We start from the raw sequence: 19509 nt of genomic DNA, 5'->3' as shown, positions 1-19509 counted from the left end.
GCAGCTTACTACTTAGACTGTTGTTTCTTTTTCACAGCACTGAACTTGCTGGGTACTGATATCGATAGACTTGTCTTTCCTACCGGTAAATTGATAACGGATTCAATCGCATCCGATCCGAGAGTTTTACCGTCCGATTTAAGCAATGAAAGTTTTTGTTCTAGATCTGAGTTTTTAGGAGCAATTGTCGATACTTTTGGCGCAGTGGTTTTAGGGGCTACACTCTTAGTCGTTTCGTTTTTAGCGCTAAAACAACCTGCAAGTAGAAAAACTGAGATTATTGGGACTATTGTCGCTAGATTTCGTTTCATACCTTTCTCCTCATGAGCACTTCACATTTGAGCTATATGAAAAACAAAAACCTGACTCTATTGACGTCTTGGCTGCTTATCATTTCTCGTCTTGAAATCAATCTAATCGATTGCGCTCACCAATTACATTGATGAGATTAAACAAATCAGGTCAAATAGTTAGGCATGAGGGTTTGCAAGGTGTCCAAGGTTGTAGGAATTTTCAAAGCCGTGATTTTTACATTTATTAACTTGAGCTTTATAGGAATAATTTTTCTCGCAAACTGACTCGATAAGCTGGAAGCAATACGAAATATCAAGTTGTGTTTATTTATTACTAAGGTCAAACCTGTTTATAATGGCGCGTTGTTGTCCTTTAGGTTAATTACTGAAGGTAAATCCAGATTGGTGATAAAAATATGAGCGCTTCAAACGCCCCTCGCACAGAAAGCCAAAATCGTCGTGATCTTCCTAATATGATCACATGTTTATTGCCTGCTTATAATGAAGCAGAGAATCTTCCGCATGTCGTGCCAGAAACATACAATTACTTGAAGCAGTTTTGCCAAGAAGTTGAAATTCTAATTGTTGACGATGGCAGTGCAGATAACACGGTAAGCGTCGCTCAAGAGCTTGCAAATAGTTACCCCGTTTCTGTTGTCAAGTTATCCAGAAATTTTGGTAAAGAAATTGCTCTTAGCGCGGGTTTGGATAATGCCCGTGGTGATGTGGTCGTTATCATGGATTCGGATGGCCAACACCCGTTACCTGTCATCGAACAGTTTATTGAGCATTGGCGTGAAGGTTTCGATATGGTCTACGGGGTTAGAGCGAACAGAGACGACGAATCTTTTGCGAAAAGAGCGTTCACTAAAGTCTATTACGGGCTTTTAAACCGAATCTCCGATGTAGATATCCACCCTGACGCGGGTGACTTCAGGTTGTTAAGCCGAAACGTTGTTAATGCTTTAGTTTCATTACCTGAACGGACCCGAATGATGAAAGGTCTGTACGCGTGGGTTGGCTTTAAAAGTAAAGCTGTATCGTTTGATGTAGAAGAGCGATTGAGCGGAACCAGTACCTTTCGATTCAGAGATCTCACTTCCCTTGCGATAACCGGATTAACGTCATTCAGTAGCATCCCTCTAAAAATATGGATGGTGGTTGGTGCGATGATCTCTGCGATGTCGTTTGGGTATGGAATGTTAGTACTGCTTCGTACCCTTTTCTTTGGGACAGATGTTCCCGGTTGGCCATCTCTGATTGTCTCTATTTTCTTCTTAGGAGGCATTCAACTGCTGTCTATCGGGATCATGGGTGACTACCTAGCCCGGGTGTTCTCAGAAGTTAAAAAGCGCCCTCTCTATATTGTTGAAGAGTACCAAAAAAGCGTAGATAAAGGTGCAGATAGAAACGATACTGCCGATAAGTCTGAAGACGAAAAAGTAGAAAAATAATTAATGAAGAACATCATAGTTTGCGCAGACGATTATGGCATGTCTCAGGAAGTTGACGACGCCATTCTAGAGTTAATTGAGAAAAAACGTATCTCTGCCACCAGTTGCATGACACTAATGCCGAGTTGGAAAGCGTCTGCGAATCGATTGAAAGAGCTTGAAGGACAAGCGGCTTTCGGCTTGCATTTCGATTTGGGTCACGTTGCAAGCTTAGGTAAGTTAATGCTGAGTGCAGTACTGCGCACGTTGGATAAGTCAGCCATTGAAACAACACTTAATCAGCAGCTGGATAACTTTGAAAACGAAATGGGCAGAGCACCAGACTACATTGATGGTCACCAGCACATTCACGCATTTCCTGTCATCCGTGACGTTTTAGCCTCCGTCGTTAACCAACGCTACGCAGTTGAGACTCCATGGATTAGAAGACCATCAGTACCGCTAACAGGACACGACTCCGCTTTAAAAGCCGTCGTGATACAAGGGTTGAATTTGGGTTTTGATTCAGTCATAGGTAAACACACCAATGCGCAAACCAATTCCAGTTTTGCTGGCTTATATTCCATTAGCGAAACGGCAAACTTTCCTGAGCTAATGGAAGGTTGGGTCAACAATCTCGATAATCACGGATTAATTATGTGTCACCCAGCCGTAGAAGGGGCAAACGTGGAGCACAGTTTAGCGAGGATTAAGGAATATGATTACCTTCGAAGTGATCGTTACATCTCGCACCTAGAAGCAAATAATGTAACGCTTGTTACTCACCCAGAATAAAAAATAGCAGCGATTTAGCTGCTATTTTTTTAAACGCTGAAGTAGTCTAACGAGAAAGTAGTTTTCTAACCACTTCTAAATCTTCTGGAGTATCGACCCCTGCTGCGGGTGTTTCTTTGGCAACTTCAACGTGGATCTTCTCACCGTACCAAAGCACTCTCAATTGCTCTAAACATTCGATTCGCTCTAGCGCGCTCGGTTCCCAGTTAATATAGGTTTTAATAAACCCAGCTCGATACGCATAAATCCCAATATGACGCTGTAATGGCTGATGAATAGACGGATCTGGTTTAGAAAAGTCATCTCTATCCCAAGGGATCGAAGCACGGCTAAAATACAGTGCGTACCCTTTTTCATCCGTCACTACTTTCACTACATTAGGGTTAAACACTTCATTTGCATCTTCAATTTCCACCGAAAGTGTTGCCATAGGCGCCTTGCTTTGCTGAAGGTTGTGCGCAACTTGCGAAATGATAGATGGGGGAATCAAAGGCTCGTCGCCTTGCACATTAACGATAATGTGCTCAGGCGGAATATTCATTAAGTCAACCACTTCTGCCAAGCGCTCAGTACCCGATTCATGCTTATCTGATGTCATGCAAACCGTCGCACCGAATCCTTCAGCCGCTTCTTTAACACGCTTGTCATCGGTAGCAATAATGACTTTTTCAGCACCAGCTTGAATGGCTTGAAGGTAAACCCATTCAATCATAGGTTTACCCGCTATATCCGCAAGAGGTTTACCCGGTAATCTCGTCGATTGGTATCGAGCAGGAATGACAACCGTAAATGCCATTTACTTTCCCTCATCCATTGAAATACTACGAGCTTCCGGCTCAAGCAGAACAGGAATGCCTTCTTTAATTGGGTAAGCAAGGCGGTCGATTTTACAGATAAGTTCTTGCTTATCTTTATCAAAAGTCAGTTTACCTTTGCATACAGGGCACGCCACAATCTCAAGCAGTCGATGATCCATATTCTTTCATTACCTCATTTATTCTTTGTAATATCTTATCAGTATCTTGTGCAGGCAGGGTTGCAGAGACCGGTAGATACCACCAGTTATCCTTTGCAAAAGGCAGACATTTGACGGCATCTTTTTCTGTCATAATAAGCGGCTTACCTGCCATTTCAATGGCACTAATCTGTTGTTCCGTCATTGCCTGATGATCAGCAAAACCATGTTCCGCCAAAACATTCAATCCCATACTCTTCAAGGATTCGAAAAAGCGAGGAGGATGACCAATTCCTGCCATTGCTACCGCACTTTCAAGTTCAATGGCACTTCTCTGTTCATTCGTTACCAAGTTGATGGCTTTTGAAGGCTCTAGAGTCATTGGAAACTCGTTTGCAAGAGCACTGCCACCGTTGGTGATAACGAAGTCCACTTCATCTATACGTGAAACAGGCTCACGCAGTGGTCCCATAGGGATAAGTTTCTCATTTCCCATACGCCTGACACCATCGACAACAACAATTTCAATGTCTCTGTTCAATGCGTAGTGCTGCAAACCATCGTCAGTGACAACAATATCGACCCCTGAATCCAAGAGTGCTTTTACAGCATTACTTCGATTCGGATCGACGACGACAGGGGCATTTGTACGACGATGGATTAAAAGAGGCTCATCTCCACAATGTTCTGGGCTAGAATCCAGCGTTACCGAAAGCGGATAGCTTGGCGCTTTAGCTCCATAGCCTCGTGACACCACCCCAGGCTTAAGCCCTTCAGCTTGTAACATTTCCACAAGCCATACCACAACAGGTGTTTTGCCATTCCCACCAGCGGTAATGTTACCAACGACGACGACGGGAATGGGGGCCTGATAACGTGTTTTTTTTTGATTCAAGAAATCTTGTTTACGCTTTGTACTTACAAAACCAAACAAGAGGCTAAGCGGCCACAATATGGGCCAAAGCAAAAAGCTCAGCCAATGTCGCTCAAACCAGATCTTTTCTACCATCAATTTGACTCACTAAATTGAATTGAGTAAAGCGAAGCATAAGCGCCGTCTTCTGACATCAATGCATCGTGCTGACCACGCTCTATCACTTTCCCATCTTCAATAACTAATATCTCATCGGCATTTTCAATGGTAGACAAACGATGCGCAATCACCAAGACCGTCTTGTCTTTTTGCAATACATCCAGCGCAGCTTGAATTGCGCGTTCAGATTCAGTATCCAAAGCGGATGTGGCTTCATCAAGAATCAGAACAGGAGCATCACGCAGCAATGCACGTGCAATGGCGAGCCTTTGCCTCTGCCCACCAGATAGAGTCGTGCCATTTTCGCCGATCACCGTGTCGTACCCGTTATCAAGTGCCTCGATAAACTCATGTGCATACGCTAACTTCGCCGCTTCAATGATTTGTTCTTTTGTAAACTTATCTTCTGCGGCATAAGCGATGTTGTTTGCAACCGTGTCGTTAAACAGGTGAACATGCTGAGACACGATACCAAAATGAGTGCGAAGATTCTGTAAGTCATAATCGCGTACATCATGTCCATCAAGGGCAATTGATCCGGAATCTAAGTTATAGAAACGCGTAAATAGGCTCGCTATCGTGCTCTTTCCAGAACCAGAGCGGCCTACCAATGCCACCGTTTTCCCCGAAGGTATATTGAAACTGACATCACGTAACGCAGGGGTATCTTTTGTAGGATACGTAAAGATGGCGTTTCGGACTTCAACATCGCCTTTCACCTTTTCTTTAACTAACTTCCCTTCATCATTTTCTGTTGGCATATCCATCAGGCTAAACAAAGTTTGGCAAGCCGCCATGCCGCGTTGGAAGTCTGACATAACCGAAGTTAACCCGCGAAGAGGTCGAAGCATACTTAACATCGCAGAGAAGACGACTGTAAATGTACCCGCAGTCAACTCTGCACGAATAGAATCAACAGAAGCTAGGAACAAGACAGTAACCAACGCAGAAGATCCGATCATTTGCACCACGGGACTAGAGAGTTGAGAGACTACAACCATCTTCATATTTTGCTGACGCATCGCATTGCTGACGTGATTAAATCGCTCTTCTTCTACCGGTTGACCACCATAACTTAATACAACTTTATGTCCATTCAACATCTGCTCTGAAGAAGAGGTGAGGTTCCCCATCTCAGTCTGCATATTTTTAGAAATTTTGCGGAATCGACGAGACACAACACCAATCGCGATTGCAACAATAGGTCCTACAACCAACAGTACTAAAGAGAGCTGCCAGCTGCTCCATACCATTAAACCAATAAGCCCTAGTAAACTAGCCGTTTCGCGGACGATATTGACCAAAGCTTGACTCGTTGCCCCTGCTACTTGCTCCGTATCATAGGTAATGCGAGAAAGTAGTCGACCAGTAGACTCCCTGTCGAAAAAGGAGACTGGCATTTGCATGAAATGATTAAACACCTGCCGGCGAAGTTTCATTACCACATTATTGGAAACCCAGCTCATAAAATACGCTGACACAAACCCACTTCCGCCACGGACGATCATCAACACTAGAATGATGATTGGCATTGTGCGTAAAAATTCAGAGTCTGACTGACCAAAGCCTTCATCTAGTAAAGGCTTAAGCAAAGAGAGCATGTATGTATCGCTGAGCGCATTAATCACCAATGCAATAATTGCGACAACAATACCGGCTTTGTATGAGGAAATATAAGGCCATAAGCGCTTAAAGGTTTGAAAGGTCGATTGATCTATTTCTTGCGACATAAGAAAGGTCATTGTCAAAAAATTCCGCTTATTCTACTCCTTTCCTTACTATCTGCCTATACCAGCGAGGGGAATGTTCAGCTCTAGCGGTTTCAATCGTCCATTTGTCTTCGAAAATATGGATAGAAATTTGCCCTTCCTCCCCCGTATCCATCCATTTTATGCCTTTTGATTCGTACACTTTGCGGACTTGCGCCGAAGGCAAATTCCATCGATTCCCTTTTGCCAGCGAGGCAATAGCGATATCTGGGGCGACATGGTCAACAAACAAACTTTTAGACGACGAGCTTGACCCATGGTGAGGAACGATAAGAATATCTGAAGCTAAGTGATCACCTTGTTGAGATAATATAAACTCGCTGATGGCATCAATATCACCCGTTAACAACATCGATGTTTTGCCATCGTTTACCCTAATCACGCATGAGTGAGGGTTGTACGCTCGACGCGTTAACCGAGGAGGCCACATCGCCTCAAAACGCAGCCCCTGCCAATACCATTGCTCCCCTCGAACACAAGGCTGATAGCCCTCAATACTTTGGCTCGCTCTGCGCCAAATCGGTTGCAATGCCGATTCAACATAGTCTTTTCCACCAGCATGATCGGCATCTAGGTGGCTGAGAACCAAACCATCTAAGTGATTAATTCCTCGATTCTTCAGTACTGGGTGAATAACGCTTTTCGCATAGCTCCCTCCTTCCCACCCCATTCCGGTGTCATACAACATAGCGTTATCATTTTTCTCAATAAGTACCGCCAATCCATGACCTACATCCAACATATCCACTCGCCATATTGGCTTGGGTTCGTTTGGAAAACCCCATAACATCATCACAGCTAAAAACACCACAGGAATGGCTGAGCGAAATTGGACAGACAAAACGAATAAAGTGACCAAAACAAAAGCGAGAAAGGTATAACGAGAGGAAAGAGATAGCCAACCATATTCTCCCCATTCTAAAGACCAAATAATCGGACTAAGTGACCAATCCGCAACTTGCCAAAACGGATAAGCGAGATTTGGTGAAATCGCGGTGAACAACAAAGCAAGGCTAACAAAAGGTAAGGTCACCAAACTTACTAACGGTAAAAAGATAAAGTTGTATATAGGTGAAAGTACGCTGAATCCTGAAAATACAAAAATCGAAACGGGCGCAAGTGCGATGAGCAACCAAAATTGCATTTCAAGCAAAAAACGGGCTTTTTGCCATTTATTACTTTGTTCTGAACGCCTTAGACCAATAAAGATAAAAATCACTGAAACAGCAGAAAACGAAAGCCAGAAGCTGGCTGAAAGTACGGCAAACGGGTCCAGTAATAAAAGAATTGAACAAACAATCAGTAGCAGACGCCAATTGCTAAAATGAACACCCACTAGTTTCACGACGATGAGAATAATACACGCGACAAGTGCACGCTGAGTCGGTATAGAGAAACCAGCTAAGCTGGCGTAGATTGACGCAACTATAAGCCCGGCTACAATCGGTAGCCACACTCTCACTGAAGGTAGTGGCAGAACAAGTGCAATAACTCGACCAAAAAACCACCCTAGTCCAAATATCAAACCAATATGCAATCCCGAAATCGCCATCAAATGAAGAAGGCCACTGCTTTGTAGGTGCCGCCAATCTGAATCCGTTAAACCTCGCCTGTCTCCAAAACTGAGCGCGAGCAGATAGGGTGCACTTTTGAAATCGTGTACGAAATTCAAAACACGGCTGTGAAGGCTTTGTCTATAATCAGTGGTGTTGTAAAGAAGTGTCGCTTGCTTAACCACCGCTTTCCCATGCCAGCGATTCGCTACGTAGTGTTTTTCTTGGTCTCTGCCTGCTTCATTTAACCGACCATAAACCGGTTTGAGGGCGGCATCTAAGGTTAAAAATTGACCCAGCAACGGTGGCTCGCCATCCATAGACCAAATAACTCTAACGGTCGGTCGGAGCAAATATGGAATTTTCCTGCCGTTAAGTTGATGCACCACAAAAGACGCTTCATATCCATGACTTATTTGTTTAAAAAAGCTGTCAATCTGCCCAGTTATGGTACTATTCTGACCTTCAGAAAAAAGCAAACGTTGCTGGTGTTGAAATAGGTTGGAATGGACGACTACCACTATTAAACCGAGCAACATGCCTTTCAGGCAATCAGCATAAGGTCTATTCCAAACGAGCAAGCATAGGATAATTGCAGGAAAGACCCAGATAACACTCGGCATTACTGTCCAAAGTGCGGATGAAGCAATCAATGTCGTGAAAGAAGTTAGTGTCCAGTTAGATAAGTGAGTTTTCATATCCTATGCCAAAAAAACTAATCCGACGTTTCTTGCCCGATCACGAATTAATCAAACGTCAAAAAGCCCTTAAAATCTTTGGCAACGTTCTATATAACCCAAACTTGTGGTGCCTAAATCGTCGTTCTGCCGCTGGTGCATTTGCCGTTGGTTTGTTTATGGCATTTGTTCCACTCCCTAGCCAAATGATCATGGCAGCCGGTCTTGCTATTGCTTGCGGAGTGAATCTGCCACTTTCTGTCGCGCTCGTTTGGGTCAGCAACCCTATTACCATGCCCGTTTTGTTCTACTTCGCTTATAAAGTAGGCGCTGTAGTTATGTCTGTTCCACCGCAAACCTTTCACTTTGAGCTGTCTTGGGATTTTATTGTTGCTCAAATGTCGACCATCGGTCCCCCGTTCATTCTTGGGTGCGCTATCTGCGGCGTAGTCAGTGCCATGGCAGGCTACTTTGGCATACGCGGGATTTGGCGTTACTCCGTTGTCCGTAGCTGGCAAAAACGTGGAGTGCGAGTACGTTAGAGGATTTTTCTAACCGCAAGTAACTGGAAGTCTAACGCTCCGAGCCGATATACAACTAAATGTAATCACGCTGTTTCTCATAATCAGATTTAGTTACTACCATCAAAAAAGGGCTCACATTGAGCCCTTTTAAGTTCGTCACTTTCCAATTCAAATCGGGTTATTTACCACTTAACACTTTCGCTGGGTTTGTTTGACTGGCCCTAGATGCAGGATAAAGCGTAGCGAATAGGCTTAAGATAACTGCGGTGCCAGAAACCAGCGCTACGTCTTGCCAAATAATCTCGGAGGGTAAGAAGTCGATAAAATAGATATCTCCCGACAAAAATTGATGACCAACGAGACTTTCAAGCCCTTTAATTAAAACAGTCAAATTACTCGAAACGAGCACCCCTAAAGCACTGCCAGCAAGACTTCCCGTTATTCCAGAAAATACCCCTTGCCAAACAAAAGTACGACGAATAAGCCCATCCGTCGCGCCCATCGTTTTTAGAATGGCAATTTCTGAAAGCCTGTCTTTTACCGCCATCATCAAAGTGGACACGATATTGAAACAAGCAACGCTGATCACTAATACCATTACTAGGTACATGATGGTTCTAACCAATTGTATATCTCGGTACAAGAATCCAAATTTTTGTTGCCAGCTTTTTAGATACACCTTTACTTGCAACGTGTTACCCGCTTCACGCACAATCGTTTGGGCATTAAGGACATCGGTCGTTTTAATGGAAACGCCCGTTACGCCTTCTGTAATATCAGAGTACTTTTGCGCATCTTCCAAAGGCAGTAATACCAGCCCATGATCGATTTGGCCACCTAAAGACAAAAGCCCAACGATTTTCAGGCGAACACGCTTTGGAGAGCGTACTTTCAGTGAATTACTCGTTTGAGGAATCAACAAAGTAATGCTCTCGCCGAGCGTTACCCCAAGGTGATCCGCAATCCCCTTTCCTAATATCACTTGATTACTGCCGGAGCGAAAATTCTGCCAGGCTTCCTCACCAATGTACTCAGATAGGTTCGACACTCGTGATTCCAATTGAGGGTCGACACCTCTTATCTCCACTGCCTTTAGTGTTTGCCCTTTCTCCGCTAAACCAGTTAGCCGAATATAGGGCGCAGCCGCGATCACTTTTTCATGCTCTTCTGCTGTTCTCGCAACAGTTTGCCAATCTGAAATAGGGGCATTAAACCCTTCAAGCTCACCATGAGGAATAACCGCAAGCACACGGTTTTCAAGTTCGCGCTCAAAACCGTTCATTGCAGATAAACCGATAAGCACAACAGCCACACCGACAGCAATACCAATCGTAGAAGACAAAGAGATAAACGAAACTAATTTGTTCCGCTGTTTTGCACGGCTAAAGCGGCTTCCAATCAGTAAGGAAAGAGAAAACATCTGGTCAGCCTCTTAGTGCGCGGCACGCATTTCATTTTCGTGAACTAATAACCCATCTTGCATGTGCAGCTTTCGATCCATCTTGTCAGCAAGTTCATTGTCATGGGTAACAACAAGAAATGCCGTACCAGACTCTCGATTTAATTCACGCATAAGGTCATAAATAGCCAAAGCCGTAGTGTGGTCTAGATTACCAGTTGGCTCATCGGCAAGTACCAGAGCAGGCTCATTCACTAAAGCCCTAGCGATAGCCACTCTTTGCCGCTCACCACCAGAAAGTTCAGCAGGTCGGTGCGCCAACCTATGTGCTAACCCTACTTTAGTGAGCAAGCTCTCTGCTTTTGATTTTGCCTGCTTTGGAGATGAACCGCCAATCATAAGAGGCATAGCGACGTTTTCAACGGCGGTAAAATCAGCTAGAAGGTGATGAAATTGATACACAAAACCAATGTGTTGATTGCGCAGCTTCGCTTGCTGATTGCTCGATAACGCCTTTAGGCTTTGCTCTTGAAACGACACTTCTCCCTCAGAAGCATCATCTAGTGCTCCTAAAACGTGCAATAACGTGCTTTTTCCAGAACCCGAAGACCCCACAATAGAAACCAGCTCTCCTGCGTCCAACGCAAAGCTCACTCCTTTTAGAACTTCGGTTTCTACACTCCCTTCGCGATAGGTTTTACAGACAGAATCACAAAGAAGTAATTTACTCATAACGAAGTGCCTCAGCAGGTTTGACGGACGAAGCCCGATAAGAAGGATACAACGTGGCAACAATACTCAATGCCACTGCAAGTATGATGATGGTGAAAACTTGCGAATAATTGATAAGAACGGGCAGTTCACCGCCGACGGCAAACAAACTCAAGTTAAACGTTTCTAATACACCGTTTATGTTTGTCGCAAGCGCTACGCCTAACAAGCCCCCCACCAAAGAGCCAATAATTCCGCTACTCGCACCTTGTACAACAAACACGGTCATTACCTGAAAATTGGATAAACCCTGCGTTTTTAGAATGGCGACTTCAGCTTGCTTCTCCATTACCACCATAATCAACGCAGAAATAATATTAAATGCCGCAACAGCAACAATAAGCCCTAGCATCAGACCCATCATATTTTTTTCCATCTTAACGGCTTGGAATAGCTCACCTCTTTGCTCGCGCCAATCGCTCCATTTCCACCCACTGGGTAGAGAGACCGAGGCGTATTCAGACACAATGAATGGGTCATCAAAAGTCAGTCTCCAACCCGTAATCGTGTCGGAAGAATATCGAAGCAATCGACCTGCATCATTAATATTTGCGACCATCAACTGCGCATCTACATCGGAGCCCGTATTGAATACGCCGGCTACGGTAAAGTTTCTCTGGCTCGGAATTCGTCCTAAAGGTGTAAATCGGCTTGCACCTGTCACCATTATCCTCACTTTATCGCCAATTCTCGCTTTTAACTGACGAGCCAAGGTATGACCCAAAAACACTCTGTATTCACCCTGCTCCAGCTGGTCTAGCTTTCCACCAAGCAAATGTTTCCCTATTGGGTCATTTAACGCAGGATCAATGCCTAAAAGCATACCAGCACTTAATTGAACTGGGCTTTGTATAACCGCTTCAGACCGAACAATAGGGGAAGGTTTGGAAGAAAATGAATACTGAGAAAGAAATTCTGGTGGCACATCAGTTCTTACCGTTTTTCCGGAATCCTGACTAATAACAACATGAGGTAATACACCCAAGATTCGCCCTTTGAGTTGCCCTTCAAATCCGTTCATTACGGATGTGACCGTAATTAGCGCCAGGACACCAATCGTTATGCCAGCTGTCGACATAAAAGAAACAAAGCGACTGAAGCGATCTCCTGACCTTCCGCGCAAATAGCGCAACCCGATGTAAATTGAAATGGGATGGAACATATTAAGGGAACCTTGATAAATCTCTGGTCGGTAATGTAACGAGAAAGACACTGATTTAGTAGTCTTTACTGAGAATTGCAGAACTAAATTGACGAAAAAACGACATATACGAGGGGTTTTCTTGATTCATACGCCTACATGACGATAATCAAAAGGTTAACAGAAAGGAATTGCAGTATGAGCCAGCAAGAGTATTTTACCGTCCAACATGGTCTATCAGTCAACATCGAGCCGCTAGATTCCGAATTCATTCTTCCGGATTTAGAGCAGTTTGTTACTGAGATTCCGGCGCCTTTCTTGGTCGCAAGCGAATTCAGTTCTCTCGATACCGTAACAGAAAAGGCCATAGGCGAATTACGCAGTAGCGACTTGTCTCATGTTGTTCAATTGTTGGAAACTCAGAACAGTAAGCTGAACTTATTGCTTACTTATATGCTTTCTCAACAAAATGACCCTGCATTCAGCCATACCACGACTTCTTTTGGCGCTAGCCAGTTCACATACTTTTCTAATAATGCATTACCAATAGGGCGTCAGGTACGGACCAAAATTTTTCTGGAGTTTCCAGCCGCAGCCATTTACTGTTATGGCGAAGTCGTGGAATGTGAAGAGAGCGAACAATCCAATAAAATCACGATATCATTCTCTCTCTTGCGTGAAGAAGATCAAGATTTGCTGATCAAAGCCGCGCTTCATCAACAACAAAAACTACTCAGACAACGTTCACTGGAACGCGACCGAAAATAAACGTTATGCCTAATTCAAATCTTCTTTCTCTGGCGTTACCAAGTAACGCGGGAGATAAAAAGCACGTCGGTAACCTTAAAGGTTCGGCGCTGTCGATCGCAATCGCACAGCTTGCAGAGCAACATCAAGGGCACCTATTACTTGTTGTCCCTGACCCTCAATTAGCGCTCAAGCTTTCAGCGGAAGTCGAGCAATTTTCACAGCGAGATGTTCACCTGTTTCCAGATTGGGAAACATTGCCTTATGATAATTTTTCACCGCATCAGGACATCATCTCTGACAGGATTGCGCACCTTTATCAGATGCCGAGCCAAAGCGATGGCATCGCCGTCATCCCAGTAAGTACCCTGCTCCAACGTCAGTCTCCCCGTAGTTTCTTACTCCAGCACACCTTAATGGTGAAGAGTGGAGATAATTATTCACTGGATGCGTTGCGCCTTCAATTGGAGAAATCTGGCTATAGGCATGTAGACCAAGTGTTTGGTCCGGGTGAATACGCAAGCCGTGGCTCAATCATCGACTTATACCCAACCGGAGCAAGTGACCCTTATCGAATTGATTTTTTCGATGACGAAATAGACAGTATTCGTACTTTCGATCCTGAAAATCAACGTTCGATCGACGATATCCAAGAGATTCGACTGCTGCCTGCTCACGAATTCCCTACCACCGAACAAGCCATTGAAGACTTTCGTGGGCGTTGGCGCCAAAAATTTGAAGCGCGCCGAGAACCCGAATCCATTTATATGCAAATCAGTAAAGGGACATGGCCAGCAGGTATTGAATATTGGCAACCGTTGTTCTTTGAAGAAACAGAGACGCTGTTCGACTACCTTCCTGACAATACGCTACTTGTTACGGTCGGTGACTTAGACAGTGCGGTAGACACATTTCTAACGGATGTGGATTACCGATTTGATCAACGTAAAATAGATCCACTTCGTCCTTTGCTTGAGCCTGAAACTCTGTGGCTTAAAAAAGATGAATTGTACGCTCGCTTCAAGTCACTGCCTCAATCGCTACTTAGTATCGAAGCCATTTCAGAAAAAGCAGGTCGTTCAAACGAAAACATATGCGCCCTGCCTGAATTGCACGTTCAGCACCAACACAAAGAACCTATGGCATTGCTTCGCCAGTTCATCGAACAATTCAGCGGTCAAGTTGTGTTTTCGGTTGAATCCGAAGGTAGACGCGAAGCTTTGTTAGAACTGCTGCAGCGAATCAAGCTAAAACCCGTCGAGCATAATCACCTCAATCATGCCATCGAGTCTAAAGACAAAACCACGTTGATTCTCGGTGCTGCCGAGCATGGTTTTATCCATGAATCCGCAAATCTCGCGATAATTTGTGAGAGTGATTTACTCGGTGACCGAGTGATTCAAAGGCGTAAAAAAGATCGTAAGGCAGTAAATTCCGATACCGTTATTCGCCATTTGGCGGAGCTGAAACCGGGACAGCCCGTCGTTCACTTAGACCACGGCATTGGTCGTTATACCGGGCTTCAAACGCTTGAAGCGGGTGGAATGCAAACTGAATACGTAACGCTCGAATATCAAAACGGGGCAAAACTTTACGTTCCTGTGTCTTCACTTAATCTTATCAGCCGTTATTCAGGTGGCGCAGAAGACAGTGCACCTCTGCACAAGCTTGGCGGCGAAGCGTGGGCAAAAGCACGAAGAAAAGCAGCGGAAAAAGTTCGAGATGTTGCCGCTGAATTATTAGACGTTTACGCCAAACGAGAACTCAAACCCGGATTCAAATTCAAACTGGATCGAGAACAATACGCCACCTTCAAAGCGAGCTTTCCTTTTGAAGAAACCGATGATCAGGCCATGGCAATTAACGCCGTTTTATCAGACATGTGCCAAGCAAAAGCGATGGACAGATTGGTGTGTGGCGATGTGGGCTTCGGAAAAACGGAAGTGGCGATGCGCGCTGCATTTGTCTCTACCGACAACAGCAAGCAAGTCGCGGTGTTAGTTCCTACCACATTGTTAGCCCAACAGCACTTTGAAAACTTCCGAGACCGATTTGCTAACCTCCCTATTCGCGTGGAAGTACTGTCTCGCTTCAAATCAGCCAAAGAGCAAAAGCAAATACTTGCCGATGTCAAAGATGGCAAAGTCGATATCATTATTGGCACTCACAAACTCTTACAAAACGACATCAAATTCCGAGACTTGGGATTACTCGTTGTCGACGAAGAGCATCGCTTTGGTGTGCGTCAAAAAGAAAAAGTAAAATCCATGCGTGCCGATGTGGATATATTAACGCTTACCGCAACGCCTATTCCTCGAACTCTGAATATGGCAATGAGTGGCATGCGTGATCTTTCTATCATTGCAACCCCACCTGCGCGCAGACTGGCGATTAAAACGTTTGTTCGTGAACGAGAAGATAGCGTGACGCGGGAAGCGGTACTACGTGAGATTATGCGTGGTGGTCAGGTTTACTTCCTACACAATCAGGTTGAAACCATCGATAAGGTCGCAGCTGATCTTGAAAAGCTGATTCCAGAAGCTCGAATTACCGTCGCTCATGGTCAAATGAGAGAAAGAGAGCTGGAACGCATCATGAATGATTTCTATCATCAGCGTTTCAATCTTCTCGTCTGTACGACCATCATCGAAACGGGGATCGATGTACCAACGGCAAACACCATAATCATGGATAGAGCAGACAATCTTGGCTTGGCACAGTTGCACCAATTAAGGGGACGCGTTGGTCGTTCACACCATCAAGCCTACGCCTATTTGCTCACACCACATCCAAAAGCCATGACAAAGGATGCCATTAAACGGTTGGACGCAATTGCATCACTTGAAGACTTGGGTGCAGGCTTTACACTCGCTACGCACGACCTAGAAATTCGTGGTGCGGGTGAGCTCTTAGGTGATGATCAGAGTGGTCAGATTCAATCCGTTGGTTTTACCCTTTACATGGAAATGCTAGAGCAAGCAGTAGAAGCACTAAAAGAAGGGAAAGAGCCATCTCTGGATGAACTTCTCCGAGATCAAACCGAAGTGGAACTGCGCTTACCCGCACTATTACCTGATGAATACATTCCCGACATCAACACACGTTTATCGATGTACAAACGCATTGCTAGTGTGAGCACAGAGAATGAATTGGCAGAAATGAAAGTCGAGCTCATCGATAGATTTGGCACGCTTCCAGATGCCGCTAAAAATTTACTTGCGATAAGCGAGGTGAAGCTGACAGCTGGCAAGATGCACATCAAGAAAATCGAAGCACATGCTAAAGGTGGATTTATTGAATTTTATCCTACCGCTGACATTAACCCTGCATTTCTTGTTAAATTGCTGCAATCAGCACCGCAAAAATATGGAATGGAAGGTCCAACCAAGCTGAAGTTTGCGATACCATTAACAGATCGCCGTGAAAGAGTACGTTTTATTAACGACTTACTTCAACAGTTTGCAGAGAATCGCCTGCCAAGTTAAACCGTAATTTGGTACGCTTACCGAATGCCTATTTACAGCCAAAGAGTGGCATACCGCCGCTCTTATCTGACGGAGCAACAATGAAAAAACTGATCCCATTACTGCTGTGCCTGTTTTCATTTGAATCTATGGCAGCCCGACAATTTGATATAGAGGTCATTTTGTTTAAACGCGCAGTGGATCCCGAAATTCTGAACGAAGCTTGGCCAAATCAAAACCCACAAATAGCTTTAGAGGGTGCTTATTCTTTCCAAGATTCAGAGGGCATGCGTCGTAAAGGTGCCACCTTGCTACCCAAATCAAGCTATGCTCTCAACGCCCAATACAATGCATTAAGAAAACACGCTGCATTTACCCCTCTCCTTCATGTCGCGTGGCGACAAGGAGACCTAGGCAGTCACAGCGCACCAGTATTTCGCATCAACGCAGGTAAAGATTATTCTCAACAGTTCGATGAAACAGGCAAAGCCCGTACTAAAAACCAGTTGGTTGCAGATTTAGGTGATGGAATTACCGAAGAAACCAATTTCCAACCAAACTACGAACTGGAAGGAAAACTCCAAGTTTACGTACAGCACTACCTGTTTGCAGACATTAAACTTGATTTAAAAAAGCCCAGTATTCGTGATGTAGCATTTGAAGAAAAAACTTTAGAGCTAACACCCGAAGAAGGCAACGATACTGTTCAGATCGGTAATTTGGAGTCTGTCTCCCCAACATTGCAAGTTGAAGAATTTCTTAAACCTTACCGCATGGACCAGAAGCGACGTATGCGCAGCAGTGAAACCCATTATTTGGATCACCCATTAATGGGCATGATTATTCAAGTCCGTCGTGTTAATTAGATCATTTGGTCTGTACTGACTATGCACTTTTCACCTGATTTTTGCATCATCACCAAACGGCTCGAACTTCGTTTGATTAAAAATGAAGAAGTCGGGTCGTTTACGCAAGCAATTCAAACCTCCCCATCTCTCCATCAATGGCTAGACTGGTGCGACAGCGATTTTTCAACTGAAGACGGTTACGACTTCCTCATAGCCAATCGACTTAACTGGTTAAAAGGTCTGGCGTTTGGCTTCGGTGTTTTTGATAGAGAGACTAACCAATTTATGGGTATGGTCGCTCTAACTGAACGCTATTTGTCTTTCAACATGGGATGTTTGGGCTATTGGATTTCTGATTCATACCAACATCAAGGCTATGGAAAGGAAGCGCTAGAGGCTTTAATTGAATGCTGCTTTAGTAAGATGAAACTGACTCGGCTTGAAATTGTGTGTGACCCTGAAAACATCATCAGTCATAAAATTGCTGAAAAATGCGGAGCCATCTGTGAAGGAATGGCACGAAACCGTTTCGTTCATAACGGGAAACCCAAAGATGGCATCGTTTATTCGATTATTCCTGAATAACGATGTTTCCTGAGTATTCGTCGCACCTGAGAATGGTCGTACTCATGAAGGGGAAGCGTAAAAACAAGATGGATTTCAAACAGAAAGGGCTCATACGAGCCCTTTTAATTGATTAGCAATAAACACCGTATTTAGTGCAATTTTAAGTTTGGACGCAACACGCGGTTTATTCGACCAACGAGCATCATAAGACCCGTTTTAACAACGCCATGTAGCGCCATTTGGTGCATTCTATACAATGATATGTAAACCACTCTGGCAATCCGACCTTCGACCATCATGGAGCCTTTTGTAAGGTTCCCCATCAAACTGCCAACAGTAGAGAATCGGCTTAGCGAAACAAGTGAGCCATGATCCTTGTAGATATAGGGTTTGATTTCTCGTCCGTTTAATTTGGCAACAATGTTAGTAAACGCCTGACTCGCCATTTGGTGAGCAGCTTGCGCACGTGGTGGCACAAATTTCCCATCAGCTTGAGTACATTGTGCAAGATCACCGATAACAAAAATGTCATCATCACGCGTGGTTTGTAGAGTATCTTTAACAACCAGTTGATTTATGCGGTTTGTTTCCAATCCAGCAATATCTTTAATAAAGTCAGGGGCTTTGATTCCCGCAGCCCAAACCATAATTTGAGCATGAATTTTCTCGCCATCTTTAGTCGTCAAGCCTTCTTCATCGGCTTGAGTTACCATGGTTGCTGTGCGTACATTAACACCAAGTTTCGTTAATTCTTGGTGTGCAGCGCTGGAAATACGAGGTGGTAGTGCAGGAAGAATCCGCTCACCCGCTTCAACAAGGTTTACATTGAGTTTGCTAGAGTCCAAATCCCCAAAACCGTAGGTTCTGAGTTCTTTGACAGCATTGTGAAGCTCGGCAGAAAGCTCGACACCTGTTGCACCCGCTCCAACAATCGCGATATCAACTGTGCCTTGGCCGTTTTTCGCATGCAATTTCAAGAACTCATTGTTCATTTCAGTGCGGAAACGATGAGCTTGCTCTGGACTATCAAGGAAAATACAGTTGTCTCGAACACCTGGAGTGTTGAAATCATTGGAAGTAGAACCGATAGCCATAACAAGAATATCGTATTCCAGTTCTCGCTCCGGCATCAAAAGCTCATCTTGCTCGTCGCGAAGTTCAGTCAAGAAGATAACCTTACGCTCTCGATCAATGTCTTTTAAGCTTCCCATTTGAAAATCAAAATGATGATTTTTAGCATGCGCTCGGTAGCTCAAAGCATCGACACCTTCATCCAAAGAACCCGTTGCCACTTCATGCAACAAAGGTTTCCACAAATGACTGGCTTTACGGTCAACCAAAGTAACGTTTGCACGCCCTTTTCGACCCAAAGTCCGTCCTAGCTTGGTTGCAAGTTCAAGTCCACCTGCGCCACCGCCTACAACTATAATACGCGTCACAACGACACTCCTATGTAATATGAAAAATATTTGCTCCCGCCGATTAAACAGCCAAAGCATTGAATTCTTTTGAGCTTGCATTGAAGCTTCATATCAACGAA

At 44.4% G+C, this 19509-nt stretch carries 17 protein-coding genes; 7 read left to right on the top strand and 10 right to left on the bottom strand.

Going from position 1 to position 19509, the window contains the following annotated elements; genetic code table 11:
* Positions 1 to 8: 8 nt before the first annotated feature.
* The gene (locus VPNCDNU1_RS13145; protein WP_104400732.1) at positions 9 to 311 is read right to left on the bottom strand and encodes a hypothetical protein; all 303 of its coding nucleotides are present in this window, start codon (positions 309 to 311) and stop codon (positions 9 to 11) included.
* A gap of 398 nt (positions 312 to 709) precedes the next feature.
* On the opposite strand from VPNCDNU1_RS13145, the gene VPNCDNU1_RS13140 reads away from it, so the two are divergent.
* Both VPNCDNU1_RS13140 and VPNCDNU1_RS13135 read left to right on the top strand, forming a co-directional pair.
* On the top strand, positions 710 to 1747 hold the full coding sequence (locus VPNCDNU1_RS13140; RefSeq protein ID WP_237324132.1) for a glycosyltransferase family 2 protein: 1038 nt from the start codon (positions 710 to 712) through the stop codon (positions 1745 to 1747).
* 3 nt (positions 1748 to 1750) lie between these two features.
* Complete coding sequence (locus tag VPNCDNU1_RS13135) at positions 1751 to 2521, top strand: ChbG/HpnK family deacetylase (RefSeq protein ID WP_104400730.1); 771 nt, start codon at positions 1751 to 1753, stop codon at positions 2519 to 2521.
* Positions 2522 to 2567: 46 nt separating this feature from the next.
* Here VPNCDNU1_RS13135 and kdsB read toward each other — a convergent pair whose 3' ends face one another.
* The 5 genes from kdsB to VPNCDNU1_RS13110 are packed head-to-tail and all read right to left on the bottom strand — an operon-like array spanning position 2568 to position 8529.
* Entirely contained in the window at positions 2568 to 3317 is a 750-nt protein-coding gene (gene kdsB / locus VPNCDNU1_RS13130; RefSeq protein WP_104400729.1) for a 3-deoxy-manno-octulosonate cytidylyltransferase, read from the bottom strand.
* Positions 3318 to 3497 (bottom strand): Trm112 family protein, encoded by a 180-nt coding sequence (locus tag VPNCDNU1_RS13125; RefSeq protein ID WP_101114950.1) that lies wholly within the window; start codon positions 3495 to 3497, stop codon positions 3318 to 3320.
* Entirely contained in the window at positions 3478 to 4485 is a 1008-nt protein-coding gene (lpxK, locus tag VPNCDNU1_RS13120) for a tetraacyldisaccharide 4'-kinase (protein ID WP_104400728.1), read from the bottom strand. Before lpxK ends, VPNCDNU1_RS13125 begins: the two co-directional genes overlap by 20 nt.
* On the bottom strand, positions 4485 to 6239 hold the full coding sequence (gene msbA / locus VPNCDNU1_RS13115; RefSeq protein WP_104400777.1) for a lipid A ABC transporter ATP-binding protein/permease MsbA: 1755 nt from the start codon (positions 6237 to 6239) through the stop codon (positions 4485 to 4487). The genes lpxK and msbA overlap by 1 nt, the downstream gene beginning before the upstream one ends.
* Positions 6240 to 6267: 28 nt before the next feature.
* On the bottom strand, positions 6268 to 8529 hold the full coding sequence (locus tag VPNCDNU1_RS13110) for a DNA internalization-related competence protein ComEC/Rec2 (protein ID WP_104400727.1): 2262 nt from the start codon (positions 8527 to 8529) through the stop codon (positions 6268 to 6270).
* 5 nt (positions 8530 to 8534) lie between these two features.
* Between VPNCDNU1_RS13110 and VPNCDNU1_RS13105 the strand changes: the two genes are divergently transcribed.
* Positions 8535 to 9050, top strand: a complete 516-nt coding sequence (locus tag VPNCDNU1_RS13105; RefSeq protein ID WP_101114947.1) for a DUF2062 domain-containing protein — start codon at positions 8535 to 8537, stop codon at positions 9048 to 9050.
* Positions 9051 to 9210: 160 nt separating this feature from the next.
* Here VPNCDNU1_RS13105 and lolE read toward each other — a convergent pair whose 3' ends face one another.
* Genes lolE through lolC form a run of 3 tightly spaced genes read right to left on the bottom strand, consistent with a single transcriptional unit; the run spans position 9211 to position 12364 of the window.
* Positions 9211 to 10452, bottom strand: coding sequence for a lipoprotein-releasing ABC transporter permease subunit LolE (lolE, locus tag VPNCDNU1_RS13100; protein WP_104400726.1), 1242 nt, complete (start codon positions 10450 to 10452; stop codon positions 9211 to 9213).
* Positions 10453 to 10464: 12 nt separating this feature from the next.
* Positions 10465 to 11163, bottom strand: a complete 699-nt coding sequence (gene lolD / locus VPNCDNU1_RS13095; protein ID WP_104400725.1) for a lipoprotein-releasing ABC transporter ATP-binding protein LolD — start codon at positions 11161 to 11163, stop codon at positions 10465 to 10467.
* Positions 11156 to 12364, bottom strand: coding sequence for a lipoprotein-releasing ABC transporter permease subunit LolC (gene lolC, locus VPNCDNU1_RS13090; RefSeq protein WP_104400724.1), 1209 nt, complete (start codon positions 12362 to 12364; stop codon positions 11156 to 11158). The genes lolD and lolC overlap by 8 nt, the downstream gene beginning before the upstream one ends.
* 177 nt (positions 12365 to 12541) lie before the next feature.
* Here lolC and VPNCDNU1_RS13085 point away from each other — a divergent pair, with 177 nt between their 5' ends.
* The 4 genes from VPNCDNU1_RS13085 (at position 12542) to VPNCDNU1_RS13070 (ending at position 17987) form a co-directional block, all read left to right on the top strand.
* Positions 12542 to 13111: a PilZ domain-containing protein gene (locus tag VPNCDNU1_RS13085; RefSeq protein ID WP_104400723.1), complete on the top strand. Its 570-nt coding sequence runs from the start codon at positions 12542 to 12544 to the stop codon at positions 13109 to 13111.
* 5 nt (positions 13112 to 13116) lie between these two features.
* A complete protein-coding gene (mfd, locus tag VPNCDNU1_RS13080; protein WP_104400722.1) occupies positions 13117 to 16575 on the top strand; it encodes a transcription-repair coupling factor in 3459 nt (1152 codons plus the stop codon).
* 80 nt (positions 16576 to 16655) lie between these two features.
* Positions 16656 to 17420 (top strand): peptidoglycan binding protein CsiV, encoded by a 765-nt coding sequence (locus VPNCDNU1_RS13075; protein WP_104400721.1) that lies wholly within the window; start codon positions 16656 to 16658, stop codon positions 17418 to 17420.
* A 21-nt stretch (positions 17421 to 17441) separates the two neighbouring features.
* On the top strand, positions 17442 to 17987 hold the full coding sequence (locus VPNCDNU1_RS13070; protein ID WP_104400720.1) for a GNAT family N-acetyltransferase: 546 nt from the start codon (positions 17442 to 17444) through the stop codon (positions 17985 to 17987).
* Positions 17988 to 18118: 131 nt separating this feature from the next.
* Here the strand turns inward: VPNCDNU1_RS13070 and VPNCDNU1_RS13065 are convergent, their stop codons facing one another.
* Positions 18119 to 19408, bottom strand: a complete 1290-nt coding sequence (locus VPNCDNU1_RS13065; RefSeq protein ID WP_104400719.1) for an NAD(P)/FAD-dependent oxidoreductase — start codon at positions 19406 to 19408, stop codon at positions 18119 to 18121.
* Positions 19409 to 19509: the final 101 nt, after the last annotated feature.

The organism is Vibrio penaeicida (genome assembly GCF_002933855.1).
Taxonomy (GTDB): Bacteria; Pseudomonadota; Gammaproteobacteria; order Enterobacterales; family Vibrionaceae; genus Vibrio; species Vibrio penaeicida_A.
This window is presented reverse-complemented; position numbering and strand designations above follow the sequence as displayed.

Coding starts and splice junctions, on each gene's coding strand:
- VPNCDNU1_RS13125 (WP_101114950.1), bottom strand. CDS start 3,497: ATGGATCATCGACTGCTTGAGATTGTGGCGTGCCCTGTATGCAAAGGT.
- VPNCDNU1_RS13105 (WP_101114947.1), top strand. CDS start 8,535: ATGCCAAAAAAACTAATCCGACGTTTCTTGCCCGATCACGAATTAATC.
- lolE (WP_104400726.1), bottom strand. CDS start 10,452: ATGTTTTCTCTTTCCTTACTGATTGGAAGCCGCTTTAGCCGTGCAAAA.
- VPNCDNU1_RS13110 (WP_104400727.1), bottom strand. CDS start 8,529: ATGAAAACTCACTTATCTAACTGGACACTAACTTCTTTCACGACATTG.
- lolD (WP_104400725.1), bottom strand. CDS start 11,163: ATGAGTAAATTACTTCTTTGTGATTCTGTCTGTAAAACCTATCGCGAA.
- msbA (WP_104400777.1), bottom strand. CDS start 6,239: ATGTCGCAAGAAATAGATCAATCGACCTTTCAAACCTTTAAGCGCTTA.
- lpxK (WP_104400728.1), bottom strand. CDS start 4,485: ATGGTAGAAAAGATCTGGTTTGAGCGACATTGGCTGAGCTTTTTGCTT.
- kdsB (WP_104400729.1), bottom strand. CDS start 3,317: ATGGCATTTACGGTTGTCATTCCTGCTCGATACCAATCGACGAGATTA.
- mfd (WP_104400722.1), top strand. CDS start 13,117: ATGCCTAATTCAAATCTTCTTTCTCTGGCGTTACCAAGTAACGCGGGA.
- VPNCDNU1_RS13085 (WP_104400723.1), top strand. CDS start 12,542: ATGAGCCAGCAAGAGTATTTTACCGTCCAACATGGTCTATCAGTCAAC.
- VPNCDNU1_RS13145 (WP_104400732.1), bottom strand. CDS start 311: ATGAAACGAAATCTAGCGACAATAGTCCCAATAATCTCAGTTTTTCTA.
- VPNCDNU1_RS13140 (WP_237324132.1), top strand. CDS start 710: ATGAGCGCTTCAAACGCCCCTCGCACAGAAAGCCAAAATCGTCGTGAT.
- VPNCDNU1_RS13070 (WP_104400720.1), top strand. CDS start 17,442: ATGCACTTTTCACCTGATTTTTGCATCATCACCAAACGGCTCGAACTT.
- VPNCDNU1_RS13135 (WP_104400730.1), top strand. CDS start 1,751: ATGAAGAACATCATAGTTTGCGCAGACGATTATGGCATGTCTCAGGAA.
- VPNCDNU1_RS13075 (WP_104400721.1), top strand. CDS start 16,656: ATGAAAAAACTGATCCCATTACTGCTGTGCCTGTTTTCATTTGAATCT.
- lolC (WP_104400724.1), bottom strand. CDS start 12,364: ATGTTCCATCCCATTTCAATTTACATCGGGTTGCGCTATTTGCGCGGA.